This window comes from Alteraquisediminimonas sediminicola, from assembly GCF_019740335.1.
GTDB classification, from domain to species: Bacteria; Pseudomonadota; Alphaproteobacteria; order Sphingomonadales; family Sphingomonadaceae; genus Alteraquisediminimonas; species Alteraquisediminimonas sediminicola.
On sequence record NZ_JAHXZS010000001.1, the window covers coordinates 66,176 to 85,468 of the forward strand.

The following is a 19,293-nucleotide window of genomic DNA, read 5'->3' on the forward strand; positions in this document are numbered from 1 at the left end:
TCAATGCGCCGGGCAATCCCGGCTGCCATTGACCCCGGACCATCAGATCCGGGGTGACGATGATGTTTATGCGAACGTCTTCGAGAAGCTTTCGAGCGCTGCAACCAGCGCCTTCTTGCTGTCATCGCCAAAGTCGCGGCTGTCACGAATGCCCTTCAGGACATCGGCGTGGTTGGCGCGCAAATCGGCCAGCATGGCTTCTTCAAAGCGGGTCACGTCGGACACGGCGATCTTGTCGAGGAAGCCGTTGGTGCCAGCGAAGATCGAGCAGGTCTGCTCTTCGAACGGCAGCGGCGAGAACTGTTTCTGCTTCAGCAATTCGGTCAGACGCGCACCGCGGTTGAGCAGCTTCTGGGTCGAGGCATCAAGATCCGAACCGAACTGCGCGAACGCAGCCATTTCGCGATACTGCGCCAGTTCCAGCTTGATCGAGCCGGACACCTTCTTCATCGCCTTGGTCTGGGCGGCGGAACCAACGCGGCTCACCGACAGACCGACGTTGATAGCCGGACGAATGCCCTGATAGAACAGGTCGGTTTCGAGGAAGATCTGACCGTCGGTGATCGAAATCACGTTGGTCGGAATATAGGCCGACACGTCGCCAGCCTGAGTTTCGATGATCGGCAGTGCGGTCAACGAACCATTGCCATTGGCATCGTTCAACTTTGCAGCGCGTTCCAGCAGACGGCTGTGGAGATAGAACACGTCACCCGGATAGGCTTCACGGCCCGGCGGACGACGCAGCAGCAGCGACATCTGACGATAAGCCACGGCCTGCTTGGAAAGATCGTCATACACGATCACGGCATGCATGCCGTTGTCGCGGAAATATTCGCCCATGGCGACGCCGGTATACGGTGCAAGATACTGCAACGGTGCCGGTTCCGACGCGGTGGCGGCAACAACGATGGTATATTCCATCGCGCCATTTTCTTCGAGCTGACGCACGATCTGGGCAACCGTCGAACGCTTCTGGCCGATGGCGACATAGATGCAGAACAGCTTCTGCTTGTCGTCATCACCCTTGTTGATGTTCTTCTGGTTGATGAAGGTGTCGATCGCGACGGCGGTCTTGCCGGTCTGACGGTCACCGATGATCAATTCGCGCTGGCCGCGGCCTACGGGCACGAGCGCGTCAAGCGCCTTGAGACCGGTCTGCACTGGTTCATGCACTGACTTACGCGGGATAATGCCCGGCGCCTTGACTTCGACGCGGCTGCGCTGATCGCTGACGATCGGGCCCTTGCCGTCGATCGGGTTGCCAAGACCGTCCACGACGCGGCCGAGCAGGCCCTTGCCGACCGGCACGTCCACGATGGTGCCGGTCCGCTTGACGACATCGCCTTCGCGAATTTCAGAGTCGGAACCGAAGATCACGACGCCGACATTGTCAGCTTCGAGGTTGAGGGCCATACCCTTGATGCCATTGGCGAATTCGACCATTTCACCAGCCTGGACATTGTCCAGACCATGAATACGAGCGATACCGTCACCGACCGACAGCACGGAGCCGACTTCGGAAACCTGCGCTTCGGTGCCGAAGCTGGCGATCTGGTCCTTGATGACCTTCGAAATTTCTGCGGCGCGGATGTCCATGTTCAGCCTTTCATCGCGGTGGCGAGGGTGTTGAGTTGGGTGCGGATCGACCCGTCGATCATCTTGCTGCCGACCTTGACAACAAGGCCGCCCAGCAGGGCAGGGTCGATGGAAGCATTTACAATGACGTCACGGTTGAGCTGAGCCTTCAGCTTGGCCTTGATCGCCTTCGTCTGGGTGGCGGTAAGCTTGTGTGCGGAGGTGACCTCGGCAGTCACTTCGCCACGATGGGAGGCGGCGAGCGCTTCAAACGCCCGGATCATCGCACTCACTTCGCCAAGGCGGCGATTTTGGGCGAGTACGCCGAGGAAGTTGATGGTCAGGCCATCCAGCTTCATCTTGGCGCCGAGCTTGGCGACAACCTTGGCGGCATCGCTGCGCGAAACCATCGGATTGGTCGTCAGATCACGCAGATCAGCCGACTCTACGAGGGCGGATGCGATGCTCGACAGGCTGGCTGCCACGTCGCTGATCGCGTCTTTTTCGACTGCGAGATCAAATAATGCCTTGGCGTAACGCCCGGCAAGACTGACCTGAATGCCGCTGGAATTTTCCACGCGCCTGTTCACTCCCTTGAATTAGGCCCGAAAGGTATAACTCATGTTAAAAAAGGGCGAAAAATCGCCCCCCACAAGTCCGGGTCGCCGCGCGGTTAGCAAAGGTGGTTCGCCATTGCAAGATACCCATTGCACTTGATGTCGCGAGGATCGATCTTTGATGCCGGTTATGCGTTAAAACACGTGTGAATGAGCGATGTTTTTTCCGCAGGGTGCAGTTGATGCGCGTCAGGCTGTTGCGCGTTACCTGCCGGGTGGAAGTGCTAACGGCTTGCCCGACTCGTTAGACCGCATTAGCCGCTGTCGGCGATGCCGCGATGATCATGATATAAAGGGACAAGGGGATGGCGAAGAGGACGCCTGAACAATTGCAGGTTGAACAGGCCAAGGCTGAAAGACTGGCGGCAGCGCTGCGGGAAAATCTCCGCCGTCGCAAGGCACAGGCCCGCGCCGACGATAAGGGTCCAGAGTCGCAAGAGTGATGCGCCCGATCACTCCAGATCGAGCTTGACCCCCAATTCCTGTTCGGCAAGTTCGACCAATGCCGGATCGGCGGGCAGGGGTTGCATCGGCACGGCGGCTTCCAATCGATCCGCAATATAGAGCAACGCGGAAAGCCGGGCCTGCTTCTTGTTATTGGCGTTGATCACCTGCCACGGCGCCCAACGGGTGTCGGTGTGGTGAAACATATCCTTATAGGCCGCGAGATAATCATTGCGCCGCGCGCGGTTGCGATAGTCTTCGGTGCCGGTTTTCCAGCGCTTCCACGGATTTTCCATGCGCTCTTTCAGGCGTTTGTCCTGTGTGGCCTGTGTAATATGGGCGAAGATCTTGATGATCGTGGTGCCGGCTTCGATTTGCTGCGCCTCGAATTCGTTGATCTCGTCATAGGCACGACGCCATTGGGCCTCTGTCGCGAAGCCCTCGACACGTTCGACCGTGACCCGGCCATACCAGCTGCGATCAAAAATCGCGATGGAGCGGCTGCCGGGCAAGCGCCGCCAGAAGCGCCACAGGAAATGACGGTCTTTTTCTTCGGTCGTTGGCGCACCAATCGGCCAAACCTGAAAATAGCGAGGGTCCCATTCGCCGGTCAGGCGCTGGATAATGCCGCCTTTGCCCGAGGCATCCCAGCCTTCAAAGACAATGACGGAACGACGGCCATGCATGATATGCGCAGCCTGAATGCGTGCGAGACGGTTCTGAAGAGCGACAAGGTCGGTGAAATAATCGCCCTTGAACGATTCTTCCGCGTCATAATCCGCAAGCTTGATGGTCATTCATCATCCCTTTTTGACCGAGGCCAATGGGATAGGGGGCATGGAGATGGCCGGTCAAGTTGGTTATCCGCCGGTAACCATGTTTCAGGATACGGACCGAATCCAATATCACCAGATCACTGGTGATTAAGGGAACCAGAAGTGAGGGGCCGGGCACGATCTGCAACCCGGCCCCTCTATAAGCCATTAACCCTTGGTCTGTTCGATGACCCGGATGTTGAGTTCGCGCAATTGCTTCAGCGTGGCGAAGTTTGGCGCACCCATCATCAGATCTTCCGCCTTTTGGTTCATCGGGAATACGATGACTTCGCGGATGTTCGGTTCATTGGCGAGCAGCATCACCATGCGATCGATCCCCGGTGCCGAGCCGCCATGCGGCGGTGCGCCGAATTTGAAGGCATTGATCATGCCCGCAAAATTGGTGTCGACATCCTGCTGGCTGTATCCGGCGATTTCAAACGCCTTGTACATGATTTCCGGCAGATGGTTGCGGATCGCGCCCGACGACAATTCGATGCCGTTGCAGACAATGTCATATTGATAGGCGAGAATATCGAGCGGGTCCTTGTGGAGGAGCGCGTCCATCCCGCCCTGCGGCATCGAGAAGGGGTTATGCGAGAAGTCGACCTTTTTCGCGTCCTCGTCATATTCATACATCGGGAAGTCGACGATCCAGCAGAATTCGAAATGATTGAGGTCAATCAGTTCGAGCAATTCGCCGAGGCGCGTCCGCGCCGCGCCTGCGAGCTTGGCGGCGTCGCTTTCCTTGCCAGCGGCGAAGAATACGCCATCATCCGGCCCAAGGCCGAGTTCGGCGATGAGCTTGGCGGTGGCTTCCTCGCCATGATTCTTGGCGATGGGACCACCGGGGACGCCATCCTTGATGTTGATATAGCCAAGGCCGGCAAAGCCCTGCGACCGCGCCCAATCGTTCATATCGTCGAAGAATTTGCGGCTGTGCTTGCCCGCACCCGGTGCCGGGATCGCGCGGACCACGCCGCCGCCATCGACGATCTTCGAAAACAGGCCGAAGCCGGAGCCGACAAAATGGCTGCCGACATCGGAAATCAGGATCGGGTTGCGCAGGTCCGGCTTGTCACAGCCATATTTCAGCATCGATTCGCGATAGGGAATACGCTTGAACGGTAGCGGGCTGACGGTGCGGCCATTGGCGAATTCTTCGAAAATGCCATGCAGCACCGGCTCAATCGCGTTGAACACATCGTCCTGAGTGACGAAGCTCATTTCGAAATCGAGCTGGTAAAACTCACCCGGCGAACGGTCGGCGCGGGCGTCTTCATCGCGGAAGCAAGGCGCGATCTGGAAATAGCGATCAAAGCCCGCGACCATCAGTAGCTGCTTGAACATCTGCGGCGCCTGCGGCAGCGCATAGAATTTGCCCGGATGGACGCGGCTTGGCACCAGATAATCGCGCGCGCCTTCGGGGGATGAGGCGGTCAGGATCGGGGTCTGGAATTCGGTGAAGCCCTGATCGATCATCCGGCGGCGCACCGACGAAATCACGTTTGAGCGCAGCACGATATTATTGTGCAACCGTTCGCGACGCAGATCGAGATAGCGATAGCGCAGGCGGATATCTTCAGGATATTCCGCTTCGCCCGCCACCGGCATCGGCAATTCCGCCGCTGCCGACTGGATGATCACGTCTTGGGCGCTGATTTCAATCCCGCCGGTCGCGAGATTCGGGTTCGTCGCTTCCGGGCCACGGGCAACCACAACGCCGGTGACGGTGATGACAGATTCGGCGCGGACGCGTTCGATGGCCTTAAAGGCTTCCGAATCGACATCGGTCACGATCTGGGTAAGGCCGTAATGGTCGCGCAAATCGACGAACACGAGATTCCCATGGTCGCGGCGACGATGGACCCAGCCGGACAGGCGGACCGTCTGGCCGACATGTTCGGGCCGCAGTTCCGCGCAATGATGGGTACGATAGGCGTGCATGGACAGCTCACTTCCTGATCAAGAGCATGGCAAAAAAATGAGCGGATGCGTCACACCATCCAACCCGGCTTTGTCAAGCGCTGCATTGCACGCTATGCGCAAAAGCCATGAAGATTCACCCGCTCATTACAGATACCGATACGCTTGCTGCCCTGTGCGGACGGCTGGCCCAATCTCCGTTCATCACGGTCGACACCGAATTTATGCGGGAGAACACCTATTGGCCGGATTTGTGCCTGATTCAGATCGGGGACCATCAAGAGGCGGCGGCCATCGATCCCAAGGCGCAGGGGCTGGATCTCGCGCCTTTGCTGGAATTAATGGTCGATAATGAGGATGTGCTGAAGGTATTTCATGCCGGCGGTCAGGATCTCGAAATAATTGTCAATCTGACCGGCAAGACGCCCTATCCGTTGTTCGATACGCAGATTGCGGCGATGGCATTGGGGATGGGCGATCAGATCGGTTACGGCAATCTGGTGGAGTCGATGCTGGGAATTAGCCTCGATAAAGGGGCGCGATTCACCGATTGGGCGCGGCGTCCGCTCGATGCCCGCCAGATCGATTATGCGATTGGCGATGTGACTCATCTCGCGACCTTGTTCCCGAAGATGCTCGAACAATTGCGGAAATTGGGGCGCGGCGGCTGGCTCGATAATGAAATGGAGCGCCTGGCCGACCCGGCAGGTTATGTCACCATCCCCGATCAGGCATGGCAGCGGATCAAGGCGCCAAGCCGCAAGGCCGATGTGCTGGGCCGGTTGAAATCACTGGCTGCATGGCGCGAGCGCGAGGCGATGAACAAGAATCTGCCGCGCGGTCGCATCGTGAAGGATGAGACCCTGGCCGATATCGCGGGCCATCCGCCGCGCGAGCAGCGCGATCTGGCGCGGGTCCGTGGCTTGAGCGCGACTTGGGCGGGCAATGACATTGGCGGACGGCTAATGGACGCGATCCGCAATGCCGCGCCGTTACAGGCCGACGAAATGCCGATGCGCGATGATCGCAAGCCCGGCCTTGGCAAGGATGGCGCGTTGATCGCCGATTTGCTGAAACTGTTGCTCAAGATTCGCGCGAAGGAGTCGGGGGTCGCCGCGCGACTGATCGCCCGGTCGGATGAATTGGAACTGCTCGCCGCCGGGGTACGCGAGGGGTTGGCGATTCTGGAGGATTGGCGGTTTGAGCAATTCGGCAATGATGCGCTGGATCTGGTCGAGGGGCGCTTGGCCTTTGGCGTGCTGAATGGCCGGTTGAAACTGACGCGCACCAAGGATTGAATTAGGCTTTCACGCTGCTGTGGTCCTCATGCTGGCGATTCCAGCGGGCGACCATCTTGTGCGGATTGATATGGACGGTCTCTACCCGATCCAATTCCCTGAACGGGGAGACGATCCGCTCCATCCAGCCGCCGCGATGCCCGCCGACCATTAGATTGTAAAAGGTGTTGGCGACGACATCGGCAATCTGCACGCCGGGAGAGCGACGGCTGTCGGCAAATTGGGCGATAAATTGGGTCTGATGACCCGACGCACCGTCCGATTGTCGTAGCAGCGCATTGATCCCGCTGCGTACCAGTTCCAGCGTCTGGTAATTATAGCGGCCCTCATCGACAATAACGGTGTCGCGGCGGTCTGGATTGGATAATTGAGAGCTGACGGCGCGGGCCATCAGTTCGGCATAGACCCCGTAATCCTGTTCCGGCTGCACCAGCCCCATACGTTCCGGGCCGCGCAAATCGATGGTGGCGATGATTCCATACGCATCAAAGCGATCAAATAATTCATAAAATAAGCCGCGCTCGGTATAATCGATGCGGCTCCCTTTCAACTCGCCATGCAGGCCGGTGACGGTGCGGAAACGCGCCAGCAGTTTTTCGCTGTTGCTTTCCGACATGTATACGGCGGCGAGCGTCATCACGCCCGCTGAAACACCACCGCTCTCGTCACAATAAATGGGCATGTAAAGGCTATTGCCGGGCGCATAAACAAAACGCAACGGCTGTTGCTGGGCGGATTCATTAAAAGACAACGGTTGCCGCAATGCACAAAATGGGGTAGGGGCGCGGCCAAAGAAGCGCTCCCGGCTGGCAAGACGGATCGCTTATCCTCTCAATGCAATAAGGTTCGTTTCATGTCGCTGCGCAATATCGCCATCATCGCCCACGTCGATCATGGCAAAACTACTCTCGTTGACCAGCTTTTCCGGCAGTCCGGCACCTTCCGCGACAATCAGCGGATCGAAGAGCGCGCGATGGACTCTAACGATCTCGAAAAAGAACGCGGGATCACCATTCTTGCCAAATGCACCTCGATCGAATGGGAAGGCACGCGCATCAACATCGTTGATACGCCAGGCCACGCCGACTTCGGCGGCGAAGTGGAGCGCATCCTGTCGATGGTCGATGGCGTGATCCTGCTGGTCGATTCGTCGGAAGGCGCGATGCCGCAGACGAAGTTCGTGACCGGTAAGGCGCTGGCCTTGGGCCTGAAGCCAATCGTCGTCGTCAACAAGGTCGACCGTCCGGACGAACGCATTCAAGAAGTGCTGGACGAAGTGTTCGACCTGTTCGTGTCGTTGGAAGCCACCGACGAACAGCTCGATTTCCCGGTCTTGTTCGCATCGGGCCGCAATGGCTATGCCTCGCTCGATCATGCCGCACGTTCGGGTACGTTGACCCCGATGTTCGAAACCATCGTCAGCCATGTGCCTGCGCCCAAGGTCGATGTCGATGCGCCGTTCAAGTTCCTCGTGACCCTGTTGGATCGCGATAACTTCCTGGGCCGCATCCTGACGGGTCTCGTTGCCTCTGGCACGGTCAAGACCAACATGGCGGTGCATGCGCTCGATAGCGATGGCAATGTCGTCGAACAGGGCCGCGCCTCGAAGATCCTGGCCTTCCGTGGTCTGGAACGCGTGCCGGTGGATGAAGCCCGTGCTGGCGACATCATCTCTATCGCCGGTCTGTCGGTCGCCACTGTGGCGAACACCGTCGCTGATACCAGCGTGTCGGAACCGCTTCAGGCGCAGCCGATTGATCCGCCGACGCTGTCGATGCGTTTTGCCGTGAACGATTCGCCGATGGCCGGTCGTGAAGGCACCAAGGTGACGAGCCGCATGATCCGCGACCGTTTGTTCCGCGAATCCGAAAGCAATGTCGCGATCAAGGTCACGGAAAGCGATGACAAGGACAGCTTTGAAGTCGCCGGTCGCGGTGAACTTCAGCTCGGCGTGTTGATCGAAACCATGCGTCGCGAAGGCTTTGAACTCGGCATTTCGCGTCCGCGCGTTTTGTTCACCGAAGGCCCGAACGGCAAGGAAGAGCCTTATGAAACCGTCGTGATCGACGTGGACGAAGAATATTCGGGCACCGTCGTTGAAAAGATGGCTATCCGTAAGGCGGAATTGACTGACATGCGCCCATCGGGCGGCGGCAAGACTCGCATCACCTTCTCGGCTCCGTCGCGCGGCCTTATCGGCTATCATGGCGAATTCCTGTCCGACACGCGCGGCACCGGGATCATGAACCGTCTGTTCGAAAAATACGGTCCGTATAAGGGCACGATTGAAGGCCGCAAAAATGGCGTGCTGATCTCCAACGGTGCGGGCGAGGCAAATGCCTATGCGCTCGGCCCTCTGGAAGAACGCGGCATCTTGATGGTCGCACCGGGCGAAGCCTTGTATGAAGGCATGATCGTCGGCGAAAACGCCAAGACGGACGACCTTGAAGTCAACCCGATGAAGTCGAAGCAGTTGACCAACTTCCGCGCATCGGGCGGTAAGGACGATGCCATTCGTCTGACCCCGCCGCGTCGGATGACGCTGGAACAGGCAATTGCCTATATCGATGACGATGAGCTGGTCGAAGTTACGCCAAAGTCCATTCGCCTGCGTAAGCGTCACCTCGATCCGAACGAGCGCAAGCGCGCCAGCCGTTCGAAGGCTGCTGCCTAACGAAATAATAGGGTCGGTCACATGGTGACCGACCCTATTTTCTTTTGGTTGCCGTTATTGTCGAGCCGTGAAATATTCTATTTCACTCGCAATCACTTATTCGATACCGTGATTTCCGAGCCGTGAAATGTTCCATTTCACTCGAAATCACTCTGTATCTAAAGGATAAGCCATGAACGCAGCAGTTCCGGTGCGGCATTTGCTGCTCGCTGTTGTGATCATGGCTATCTGGGGCTCCAATTTCACGGTGGCGAAATTGGCGCTGGCGGATTTTCCGCCCTTTTTATTCGCAGGCCTGCGGTTTTTCATCGCCTTTTTGCCTGCGGCATTATTCTTCAAGCGCCCGAATGTGCCTTGGTCCAATCTCGCCACTTATGGGTTGTTGATTGGGCTGGGGCAGTTCGGGCTGCTGTTTTTTGCGCTGAATGGCCATATCAGTCCCGGTATCGCATCGGTGGTGTTGCAGATGCAGGTGCTGTTCACGATGGCGGCGGCGGCAGTGTTCAACCATGAACGCATCGCCAAGATGCAATGGGTGGCGGTTTTGCTGTCACTGTCTGGCCTTGGCGTCATTTTATCCCAGCATGATGGCTTCACCACGCCCTTTGGGCTGATGCTGGCGGTGGCGGCGGCGATGTGTTGGGCGATGGGCAATATGATGTCCCGCGCGGCAGGGCGGGTCGATATGATTGCTTATGTCGTCTGGGCGAGCCTGTTTGCCTTTCCGCCCTTATTCGCCATTTCCTATTGGGTTGATGGACCTGTGGCCATCGTCCATAGCCTGAGCCATGCCACGTTGGTCGGTTGGTTGGGGCTGATATGGCAGACCTTGGGCAATACGTTGTTCGGCTATGTCGTTTGGGCGTGGCTCTTGTCGCGTTATCCCGCCGCCTCCATCGCACCCTTGGCGTTGATGGTACCGGTGTTCGGCATGGCGACTTCGGCGCTGGTGCTGCATGAGCCGATGCCGGGCTGGAAACTGATTGCCGCCGCGCTGGTGATGGGCGGGCTGATGCTGGGCGTGTTGTGGCCATTGGTGACGCGGCGAGGGGCGTAAATTATTTACCCAGCGCCTGTTCCACGGCCTGCACGATATCGGGCGACATGGGTTCGATCTTGGTGCCAAAGGCGCGGATCAGGCGGCCATCGCGGCCAATCAGATATTTGTGGAAATTCCAGCGCGGCGTATTGTCCGCGCCTAAGATGCTTGCGGCCCAGCGATAGATCGGGATCGCTTTTGGCCCCACCACATCACCGCGTTCCGCCAATGGGAAACGAATCCCGAACTTGGCCTTGCAGAATTTCGAGATGTCCTTGTTGGATGTATATTCCTGATCGAGGAAATTGCCGGACGGCACGCCGATGACGGTGAAGCCCTTGGCCTGATAGGCGAGGTGGAGCTTTTGCAGCCCATCATATTGCGGGGTATAGCCGCAGAAACTCGCGGTGTTGACGAGCAGCACGACCTTATTCTTGAATTGGCGCATCGGCATCGGCGTGCCATCAATCGCGACAAGGTTGAAATCCCATGCCGTCATGTGGTCGGCAGCGGGCAAGGTCGGCGTGGGTGCCGGGCGCAACTTCGCCCAAACAGCGCCGCCGATGCCCCCGGCAAGGGCGAGCGCGGCAAGGGCGTAATAGACCTTATTCGACATGTCGTTCTCCCATCGCTTGTTCAGGTTTTTACAGCGGCGCGCAGGCTCCGGCCAGCCAGACCCGCGCGTCACCATCCAGCACCGGTCCCAATTCCGTCAACACCCGCGCATGATAATGGTTGAGCCATTGGCGTTCTTGATCGTTCAGCAATGATGGCTCAATCGCATGACGATCAATCGGGGCGAGGGTGAGGGTGTCGAATGCGAGCATGTCCTTTTCCTCGCCCGCGCGTTGGTCTGGCGTCACCAGCACCAGGTTTTCGATGCGGATGCCATAGCCATTGGTCTTGTAATAGCCGGGTTCGTTGGAGACGATCATGCCGGGGGCCAGCGGTTCATCCACCCCGCCGCCGGTCGCGATGCGTTGCGGCCCTTCATGGACCGACAGGAAGCTACCGACGCCATGGCCGGTACCATGGGCATAGTCCAAGCCCTCGGCCCAGAGATATTGCCGGGCCAGTACATCCAACTGGCTGCCGCGCGTGCCTTTGGGGAAGCGGGCGCGGGCGAGGGCGATATGGCCCTTGAGGACAAGGGTGAAGCGGCGTTTCATTTCCGCATCCACCGGCCCGATGGCGATGGTGCGGGTGACATCGGTGGTGCCGTCGCGATATTGCCCGCCGCTATCGACGAGATAGAGCGTGCCGCATGCAATCGGGCGATTGGTAGTCTCGCTCACGCGATAATGGACAATCGCGCCATTCGGGCCTGCGCCGGAAATCGTATCGAAGCTGAGATCGACCAATTCGCCCGTCTCCTGCCTGAACGCCTCTAGCCGGTCGGATGCGGACATTTCGGTCTGCTGGCCCTTTGGCCCTTCGACCGACAACCAGTGCAGGAATCGACTGAGCGCCGCCCCGTCGCGGCGATGTGCTGCTTTGGTGCCGGATATTTCGGCGGCGTTCTTGATCGCCTTGGGCAAGATGACGGGATCGCGTGATTCGATGATGTTGGCACCCGCCGCTTGCAACTGGTTGTAGATGCCCGCCACGGCGCGATCAGGGTCTACGGCCACCGTCTTGCCCGCCAGCCAGCTCAGGGCGTCACTGAAGCCCGCATAGGGGTGGAGGCGGACCTCAGCGCCAAGATGGGTGCGTATGTCGTCTGTGAGCTTGTCAGGGGCTATGAACAGGTCTGCCGTCTCATCCGCCCAGATCATCGCAAAGGCGAGGGCGACCGGCGTGCGCTCGACATCGCGGCCACGGATGTTGAATGCCCATGCAATCGAATCAAGCGCCGTCAGGATCGCGACATCCGCTTGCTTGTCAGCCAGCCATGTCGCGATGGCGTTGCGCTTGTCACTGGCGGATTGGCCCGCCAGATGATCTGGATGCGGCTCGATCACGGCATTTGAGGGGGCGGGGCGGTCGGCCCATATGGTGTCCACAGGGTTGCTCGGCACCGCAATCAGGGTCGCGTTGCGTGTTGCAAGGGCGCTGGTGGCTGATTGCACCCATGATTTGCTGTGCAGCCATGCATCATAGCCGATCTTCGCACCCATTGGCGCATTGGCCTTGAGATAATCGGCGACATTGGTTTCCGGCACCGATTGATAGGACCAAAAAGCGCCGTCCACCTGATCGCGCACCTGCAATGTGTAGCGCCCGTCGATAAAGATCGCCGCCTTGTCCGCCAGCACCACCGCCGTGCCTGCCGATCCGCCAAAGCCTGTCAGCCACGCCAGCCTTTGGGCATAGCCGCCGACATATTCGCTCATATGCTCGTCGCTCAATGGAATGACGAATCCATCGAGTTGGCGGGCGGCAAGCTCGCGCCGCAATTGGGTCAGGCGGTCGGCATCATCGGTCATGGTACATCTTTCGGTCATCTTGCTGACAGATGATATAGGCAAAGGGAGGGGCGGCGTCAGCCTTAACCTTTGGAAAATCGACGGATCGCATCAAGGCCGCGCCGTCATTTGGGGCTGAAGCGGCAAGAGAAAGTGCTTTGTTGAAACTTTCCTGCATTTGGTCGCTTGACAGTCCGGGTCGACCCCCCTAATTGCCGCTCCACGCAATGCAAAGCATGCGGGTGTAGCTCAGTTGGTTAGAGCGCCGGCCTGTCACGCCGGAGGTCGCGGGTTCGAGTCCCGTCACTCGCGCCACCCTTTAAAAGGGTGGCGTTATCAGCAGATTAGCTGACAAACCTCCCAAAAATTCTCCGGATATCAAGCGCTGAAATTCAGGCACTGTTGCGGGCGATGGACCTTGTTTCGGGCTTAAATTTTCATCGATGATCCCTCAGGACCATCGACCAGTTTCCATCCAGCGCAAAAGTGGTTTCAACGGCATGATCCAGATGATTCCGGCGACCAGATAGACCGGTATCTGCAGCGCCCAATGCCAGCCACCGATGATGGAGGCAAAGCTGCCGACCAGCCATGCCAGCAGCGTGATCAGGCCAAGGATGATGAACATGCCTGCGGGTTTGCGCCAGCTAGGTTTCATGGGGTCAATTCTCCGATCATGCCAGCTTCCGTGATAATCGCGTGCAATGGCTGGTCCCAAGGGTCGATGGGCAGGCTCTCGCACCGCTGGACCGACCACGCAAGCCCGATCCTTTTGGCATCGGGGTAACGCGCAAAAATCCGGTCGTAAAATCCGCCACCTTGCCCCAGCCGATTACCCGTATCGTCAAAGCCGACCAATGGGGTGAGGATGATGTCGGGCGTGATGATGGGCGCATCATCGCCGGGCTGGCGCACGCCCAACGGGCCGTCGATCAATTCATCATTAGGCTGCCAGTGCCGAAAGACCATGGTCTCCGGCGCGTCGGCGATCCAACCCAGCCCGGTGGTCGCGCCCATTTCGTGCGCGTCGATCAGGCAGGGCAAGGGGCTGATTTCACCGCCCGCCGGGATATAGGCCACGACCTTAAGGCCGGGGTGCCACAACGGGCGCAGTCTATTGGCGAGGTGCTGTTCAGCAGCCTCTCGTGCCTGAGGGGAGAGGGACTGCGCAAACGCCCGGCGCTTTGCGCGTAATTCGCGTCTGAGGGGTGTTTTGGGGTCGAGAGCCGTCATGCGAGGCCTTGCACGGCATGAGAGAGTTGTGCTGCGGATAAGGTGACGGAGCCGCCGTGGTCGTTTGCTTGAATATCCTCTGACGCCAAAAGCATCAGGTGGGGACCATGTGATACAGGCCAAGACCTGCGCAGGGACAGCCCCCTTAGGAAGTGAATCGCCTCAGGGATAATCGCTAAAGCTCGTGCCGGGCAGCACCCGTCTTGCTTTCTATACACGGCCTAGGGCTGTTGCTCAAGTTTATCCGCGAGCCGTTCCAGCCGCGCGGCAAGCGCATCAAGCGCGGCCTGATTTGGGGCAGGGGCGGCAGTCGGTGTGGGGGCCGGGGCCAAAGTCGCGCCCTGATCGGCAAGCGCGGCCTGTGCATCCGTCAGCGCATCCGCCAGCAACAATCCGGCAAATAATAAGCGACGCGCCTCGGTGGTGTCGCCGCCCAGAATTTCGAGCGATTTCTTTGCCTTGTCGTCGATCATCTGGCCGAGTTCGGTCAAGCGTTTTTCATCGCCCGGTTGGCAGCCGATGGTATAGCGCCGACCGGCGACATCAAGGGTAACGCTTGCCATCAGTTTGCGCCCTTGAGTTGCAAGAGCAGATCAAGTTCTGCAATCGCGACGGCGACATTGGCGCGCAATTGTTCATGCCGTGCGGCCAGAGGCGCAAGGATTTCTTCGACATTCGGCGCAGGCGGGGTTGCGGGCTTGGGGCGATTGAGGCTGGCCTCAATACGGTCCAGCGCGGCGTGAATTCGGGTCAAAGCATCGGGCATGAAACGGCCTTAACGACTTGGGTGATGAATGCAAAGGCCGACCGGCCTTTATGGCATAGCTTGCTCCCCAACCTTCCTTATGGTTGACGATGGCGGCGATTGCGGACATGGAACGCGCGCGGATGGGCTGAAACGACTCGGCCCTCCATTGACGAACAATGTCAGGAAAAAACATGACTGTCGCTCCAACGCAACTTGCAAATGCCCTTCGCGCCCTTTCGATGGACGCCGTGCAGGCCGCGAATTCTGGCCATCCCGGCATGCCGATGGGTATGGCGGACGTTGCGACCGTCTTGTTCAATGATTTCCTGAAATTCGATGCCAAGGCCCCGAAATGGGCCGATCGCGACCGCTTCGTGCTGTCTGCCGGTCATGGCTCGATGCTGATTTATGCGCTATTGAACCTCACCGGCTATGCCAAGCCGACGATGGACGACATCCGCAACTTCCGCCAATTGGGCAGCCCCTGCGCCGGCCACCCGGAAGAACATGAATTGCCGGGCGTCGAAACCACCACCGGTCCATTAGGGCAGGGCATTGCCACCGCCGTCGGCATGGCGATGGCCGAACGCCATTTGAACGCCGTGTTTGGTGACGATCTGGTCGATCACCGCACCTGGGTGATCGCGGGCGATGGCTGCATGATGGAAGGCATCAACCATGAAGCCATCGGCATTGCCGGTCATCTTGGCCTTGGCCGGTTGAATGTGCTGTGGGACGATAACCGCATCACCATTGATGGCGCGGTCGAATTGTCGTCGAGCGAAGATGTGCTGGCCCGCTATCAGGCGACCGGCTGGCACACCACGAGCTGCGATGGCCATGATTTTGCCGACATCGCCCGTGCGCTGGCCGAAGCCGCCGCCGATCCGCGCCCGTCGATTGTCGCGTGCCGCACGTTGATCGGCAAGGGTGCGCCGAACAAGCAGGGGACATCCGCGACCCATGGTTCGCCGCTCGGTGCCGATGAAATCGCGGCGGCCCGTGCCGAACTCGGCTGGACGTCCGAACCGTTCGTCATTCCTGCCGACATCGCCGCTGCATGGCAGCAGGCCGGTGCGAAGGGCGCGGCTACCCGCGCAGCATGGGAGGGTCGTCTTGCGGCCTCCAGCAACGGCACGGAATTCCTGCGCCGCATGGCGGGTGATCTGCCCAAGGATAATGGCGCCAAGGCATATCTCGACAATCTGATTGCGAACCCGGTCAAGGTCGCGACCCGCAAGGCTTCGGAAATGGCGCTGGAAGCGTTCACCAAAGCCATGCCGGAACTGATCGGCGGTTCGGCGGATTTGACCGGTTCGAACCTCACCAAGACCAAGTTGACGCAGCCGTTCACCAAGAATGATTATTCGGGTCGCTATATCTATTATGGCATTCGCGAATTCGGCATGGCGGCAGCGATGAACGGCATGGCGCTGCATGGCGGCGTTATTCCTTATGGCGGCACGTTCCTCGTATTCAGCGATTATGCCCGCAACGCCATTCGCATGTCGGCGTTGCAACATGCCCGCGTTGTCTATGTGATGACGCATGATTCCATCGGCCTTGGCGAAGATGGCCCGACACACCAGCCGATCGAACATGTAATGAGCCTGCGCCTCATTCCGAACCTGACCGTCTTCCGCCCGGCAGATGCGGTGGAAACGGCGGAATGCTGGGCATTGTCGCTGGAGAACAAGCATGGCCCGGCATTGCTGGCGCTGAGTCGTCAGAATTTGCCGCAGCTTCGTACCGATGCCAGCGAAAATCTCTGCGCCAAGGGGGCCTATCGCCTCCGGGCCGCAACGGCAGCGCGCAAGGTCGTTTTGATGGCGACCGGTTCGGAAGTCGAACTGGCCGTCAAGGTTGCGGACGCGCTGGAAGCCAAGGGCATTGGCGCGGATGTCGTCTCGATGCCGAGCTGGGAATTGTTCGCGGCGCAAAGCTCGGCCTATCGCGCCGACCTGTTGCCTGCCGATGCGCTCAAAGTGTCGATCGAAGCGGGCGTGACGCTCGGTTGGCAAATTCATACCGGCCTTGATGGCCTCAATTTCGGTATCGACACATTCGGGGCTTCGGCACCGGCGGAATGTCTCTATGCACATTTCGGGCTGTCAGTTGAGAATATTGTTCCGCAGATCGAAGCAAAGCTCTGATATTCATAAGGGAGTTACACATGACGAAAGTTGCCATTAACGGTTTCGGCCGCATCGGACGCCTCGTGGCGCGCGCCATTCTGGAACGTCCGGACTGCGGTCTGGAACTCGTTGCGATCAACGATCTGGCCGATGCCAAGTCGAACGCCCTGTTGTTCAAGCGCGACAGCGTCCACGGTCCGTTCCCTGGCACGGTCGAAGCCGATGGCAATGACATCATCGTCAATGGCAAGCGCATCAAGGTGACTGCCGAGCGCGATCCGGCCAATCTGCCGCATGCCGCCAATGGCATCGACATCGCGCTCGAATGCACCGGCTTCTTCTGCGATGCGGAAAGCGCTGGCAAGCATCTGACCGCAGGTGCCAAGCGCGTCCTGATTTCGGCCCCGGCCAAGGGCGTTGACCTCACCGTCGTATTCGGCGTGAACAACGACAAGCTGACCGCCGATCACAAGATCGTGTCGAACGCATCGTGCACGACCAACTGCCTCGCGCCGGTCGCCAAGGTGCTGCATGAAGCCATCGGCATCGAACGCGGCCTGATGACCACGATTCACGCCTATACCAACGATCAGAAGATCCTCGATCAGATCCACAGCGATATGCGTCGTGCGCGTGCCGCTGGCATGTCGATGATCCCGACGACCACTGGCGCGGCCCGTGCCGTGGCGGAAGTGCTGCCAGAACTGAAGGGCAAGCTCGATGGTTCGGCCATTCGCGTGCCGACCCCGAATGTGTCGCTGGTTGACCTGACCTTCACGCCTGCGCGCGATACGTCGGTGGAAGAAGTGAACGCCCTGTTGAAGGCGGCGTCGGAAAATGGCCCGCTCAAGGGCATTCTCGGCTATTCGGACGAACCTTTGGTGTCGATCGATTACAACCACTGCCCGAACAGTTCGACCGTCGACAGCCTCGAAACCACCGTGCTTGAAGGCAAGCTCGTGCGCGTTGTGAGCTGGTATGACAATGAATGGGGCTTCTCCAACCGGATGGTCGATACCGCCGGTGCGATTGCCAAGCTGATCTGAACCAAGATGAATAGCCCCGGCGGGATGCTCCCGTCGGGGTTCTTCTTATGAAACAGTCTTAACTTCAAAGGGTGATATGAGCAGCTTCAAAACCTTGGATGATATGGGCGATCTGACCGGCAAGCGCGTGTTGGTACGGGAAGATCTGAACGTGCCGATGCAGGACGGAAAAATCAGCGATGATACCCGTTTGCGTGCGACTGTTCAGACAATTTCTGAACTGTCGGACCGTGGGGCCAAGGTGTTGGTGCTGGCGCATTTCGGTCGTCCCAAGGGTGAACGCCGCGATGATATGTCGCTTGCTCCGATTGCCCCGGCGCTGGCCAAATTGTTGGGTCGCGATGTTGCTTTTATCGCTGATTGCCAAGGTGGGGATGCGGTGGCTGCGGTTGCGGCATTGCCGAATGGCGCGATTGCGGTGCTGGAAAACACCCGTTTCCATGCGGGCGAAGAAAAGAACGACCCGGCCTTGTCGGCCGCCATGGCCGCACTTGGCGATCTTTATGTGAATGATGCCTTTTCGGCGGCGCATCGGGCGCATTGCTCGACCGAAGGCCTTGCCCATCTGCTCCCGGCCTTTGCCGGTCGCGCGATGCAGGCGGAGCTGGAGGCGCTGGAAAAGGCGCTCGGCAAGCCGGAACATCCGGTTGCTGCCGTTGTCGGCGGTGCGAAAGTGTCGACCAAATTGGATGTCCTCAAGCATCTTGTCGCCCGCGTCGATCATCTGATCATTGGCGGCGGCATGGCCAATACCTTCCTTGCCGCACGTGGCGTCGATGTGGGTAAATCCTTGTGCGAACATGATCTGAAAGATGTGGCGGATGCCATATTGGATGCCGCAGATAAGGCCGGTTGCACGGTCCATCTGCCTTATGATGTGGTGGTGGCCAAGGAATTCGCCGCCAACCCGCCGACGCGCACGATCAACGTTCATGAAGTGGCGGCGGACGAGATGATCCTCGACGTTGGCCCTGCGGCGGTGGAAGCGCTCGGCGATGTGCTCAAGACCTGCAAGACCTTGGTCTGGAACGGGCCGATGGGCGCATTTGAAATTCCGCCGTTCGACTTTGCCACCGTGGCCTTGGCGAGAACGGCGGCTGCGCTGACGGCGGAAGGCTCGCTGATTTCGGTGGCCGGTGGCGGTGATACCGTTGCGGCCCTCAACCATGCGGGCGCGGCGGCTGATTTCACCTTTGTTTCAACCGCTGGCGGCGCGTTCCTTGAATGGATGGAAGGGCGCGAATTGCCCGGCGTTGCCGCGCTGACGGCCTAATAATAATATAATAACAACGACATGCGACCAGCCGTCGCGGGGGCGCGACGGCATTAATCAGGAGC

The 19,293-nt window shown here is 59.0% G+C and carries 18 protein-coding genes and 1 tRNA gene; 8 read left to right on the forward strand and 11 right to left on the reverse strand.

Annotation, left to right across the window (positions count from 1 at the left end; all coding sequences use genetic code 11):
• Nucleotides 1-66: 66 nt before the first annotated feature.
• The gene (gene atpA, locus K6117_RS00350) at nucleotides 67-1,596 is read right to left on the reverse strand and encodes a F0F1 ATP synthase subunit alpha (RefSeq protein WP_221791803.1); all 1,530 of its coding nucleotides are present in this window, start codon (nucleotides 1,594-1,596) and stop codon (nucleotides 67-69) included.
• A 2-nt stretch (nucleotides 1,597-1,598) separates the two neighbouring features.
• A complete protein-coding gene (locus K6117_RS00355; protein WP_221791804.1) occupies nucleotides 1,599-2,153 on the reverse strand; it encodes a F0F1 ATP synthase subunit delta in 555 nt (184 codons plus the stop codon).
• A 344-nt stretch (nucleotides 2,154-2,497) separates the two neighbouring features.
• Between K6117_RS00355 and K6117_RS00360 the strand changes: the two genes are divergently transcribed.
• Entirely contained in the window at nucleotides 2,498-2,635 is a 138-nt protein-coding gene (locus tag K6117_RS00360; protein WP_221791805.1) for a hypothetical protein, read from the forward strand.
• A 9-nt stretch (nucleotides 2,636-2,644) separates the two neighbouring features.
• Here the strand turns inward: K6117_RS00360 and K6117_RS00365 are convergent, their stop codons facing one another.
• Both K6117_RS00365 and aspS read right to left on the reverse strand, forming a co-directional pair.
• Entirely contained in the window at nucleotides 2,645-3,433 is a 789-nt protein-coding gene (locus tag K6117_RS00365; RefSeq protein ID WP_221791806.1) for a polyphosphate kinase 2 family protein, read from the reverse strand.
• 186 nt (nucleotides 3,434-3,619) lie between these two features.
• Complete coding sequence (gene aspS, locus K6117_RS00370) at nucleotides 3,620-5,398, reverse strand: aspartate--tRNA ligase (RefSeq protein WP_221791807.1); 1,779 nt, start codon at nucleotides 5,396-5,398, stop codon at nucleotides 3,620-3,622.
• A 107-nt stretch (nucleotides 5,399-5,505) separates the two neighbouring features.
• On the opposite strand from aspS, the gene rnd reads away from it, so the two are divergent.
• Nucleotides 5,506-6,675, forward strand: a complete 1,170-nt coding sequence (gene rnd / locus K6117_RS00375; protein WP_221791808.1) for a ribonuclease D — start codon at nucleotides 5,506-5,508, stop codon at nucleotides 6,673-6,675.
• A gap of 1 nt (nucleotide 6,676) precedes the next feature.
• Here rnd and K6117_RS00380 read toward each other — a convergent pair whose 3' ends face one another.
• A complete protein-coding gene (locus K6117_RS00380) occupies nucleotides 6,677-7,357 on the reverse strand; it encodes a DUF3800 domain-containing protein (protein WP_221791809.1) in 681 nt (226 codons plus the stop codon).
• A gap of 171 nt (nucleotides 7,358-7,528) precedes the next feature.
• Between K6117_RS00380 and typA the strand changes: the two genes are divergently transcribed.
• Both typA and K6117_RS00390 read left to right on the forward strand, forming a co-directional pair.
• A complete protein-coding gene (gene typA, locus K6117_RS00385) occupies nucleotides 7,529-9,349 on the forward strand; it encodes a translational GTPase TypA (protein ID WP_221791810.1) in 1,821 nt (606 codons plus the stop codon).
• A gap of 172 nt (nucleotides 9,350-9,521) precedes the next feature.
• The gene (locus K6117_RS00390) at nucleotides 9,522-10,406 is read left to right on the forward strand and encodes an EamA family transporter (protein WP_221791811.1); all 885 of its coding nucleotides are present in this window, start codon (nucleotides 9,522-9,524) and stop codon (nucleotides 10,404-10,406) included.
• Between the two features lies 1 nt (nucleotide 10,407).
• Here K6117_RS00390 and K6117_RS00395 read toward each other — a convergent pair whose 3' ends face one another.
• Nucleotides 10,408-11,004, reverse strand: a complete 597-nt coding sequence (locus K6117_RS00395) for a glutathione peroxidase (protein ID WP_221791812.1) — start codon at nucleotides 11,002-11,004, stop codon at nucleotides 10,408-10,410.
• A 28-nt stretch (nucleotides 11,005-11,032) separates the two neighbouring features.
• On the reverse strand, nucleotides 11,033-12,814 hold the full coding sequence (locus K6117_RS00400) for an aminopeptidase P family protein (protein ID WP_221791813.1): 1,782 nt from the start codon (nucleotides 12,812-12,814) through the stop codon (nucleotides 11,033-11,035).
• Nucleotides 12,815-13,031: 217 nt separating this feature from the next.
• On the opposite strand from K6117_RS00400, the gene K6117_RS00405 reads away from it, so the two are divergent.
• Nucleotides 13,032-13,108: transfer RNA gene (locus tag K6117_RS00405), tRNA-Asp, on the forward strand.
• Nucleotides 13,109-13,244: 136 nt separating this feature from the next.
• Here K6117_RS00405 and K6117_RS00410 read toward each other — a convergent pair.
• The 4 genes from K6117_RS00410 to K6117_RS00425 form a co-directional block, all read right to left on the reverse strand.
• Complete coding sequence (locus tag K6117_RS00410; protein ID WP_221791814.1) at nucleotides 13,245-13,451, reverse strand: DUF2842 domain-containing protein; 207 nt, start codon at nucleotides 13,449-13,451, stop codon at nucleotides 13,245-13,247.
• Nucleotides 13,448-14,026: a 5-formyltetrahydrofolate cyclo-ligase gene (locus K6117_RS00415; protein ID WP_221791815.1), complete on the reverse strand. Its 579-nt coding sequence runs from the start codon at nucleotides 14,024-14,026 to the stop codon at nucleotides 13,448-13,450. Before K6117_RS00415 ends, K6117_RS00410 begins: the two co-directional genes overlap by 4 nt.
• Before the next feature lie 221 nt (nucleotides 14,027-14,247).
• Nucleotides 14,248-14,589, reverse strand: a complete 342-nt coding sequence (locus K6117_RS00420; RefSeq protein ID WP_221791816.1) for a cell division protein ZapA — start codon at nucleotides 14,587-14,589, stop codon at nucleotides 14,248-14,250.
• Nucleotides 14,589-14,792, reverse strand: coding sequence for a hypothetical protein (locus K6117_RS00425; RefSeq protein WP_221791817.1), 204 nt, complete (start codon nucleotides 14,790-14,792; stop codon nucleotides 14,589-14,591). The genes K6117_RS00420 and K6117_RS00425 overlap by 1 nt, the downstream gene beginning before the upstream one ends.
• Nucleotides 14,793-14,965: 173 nt before the next feature.
• On the opposite strand from K6117_RS00425, the gene tkt reads away from it, so the two are divergent.
• From tkt to K6117_RS00440, 3 genes are all read left to right on the forward strand, one after another.
• Nucleotides 14,966-16,927: a transketolase gene (gene tkt / locus K6117_RS00430; RefSeq protein WP_221791818.1), complete on the forward strand. Its 1,962-nt coding sequence runs from the start codon at nucleotides 14,966-14,968 to the stop codon at nucleotides 16,925-16,927.
• 20 nt (nucleotides 16,928-16,947) lie between these two features.
• Nucleotides 16,948-17,955, forward strand: a complete 1,008-nt coding sequence (gene gap / locus K6117_RS00435; RefSeq protein ID WP_221791819.1) for a type I glyceraldehyde-3-phosphate dehydrogenase — start codon at nucleotides 16,948-16,950, stop codon at nucleotides 17,953-17,955.
• A gap of 76 nt (nucleotides 17,956-18,031) precedes the next feature.
• Nucleotides 18,032-19,228, forward strand: coding sequence for a phosphoglycerate kinase (locus K6117_RS00440; RefSeq protein ID WP_221791820.1), 1,197 nt, complete (start codon nucleotides 18,032-18,034; stop codon nucleotides 19,226-19,228).
• The last annotated feature ends 65 nt before the right edge of the window (nucleotides 19,229-19,293 follow it).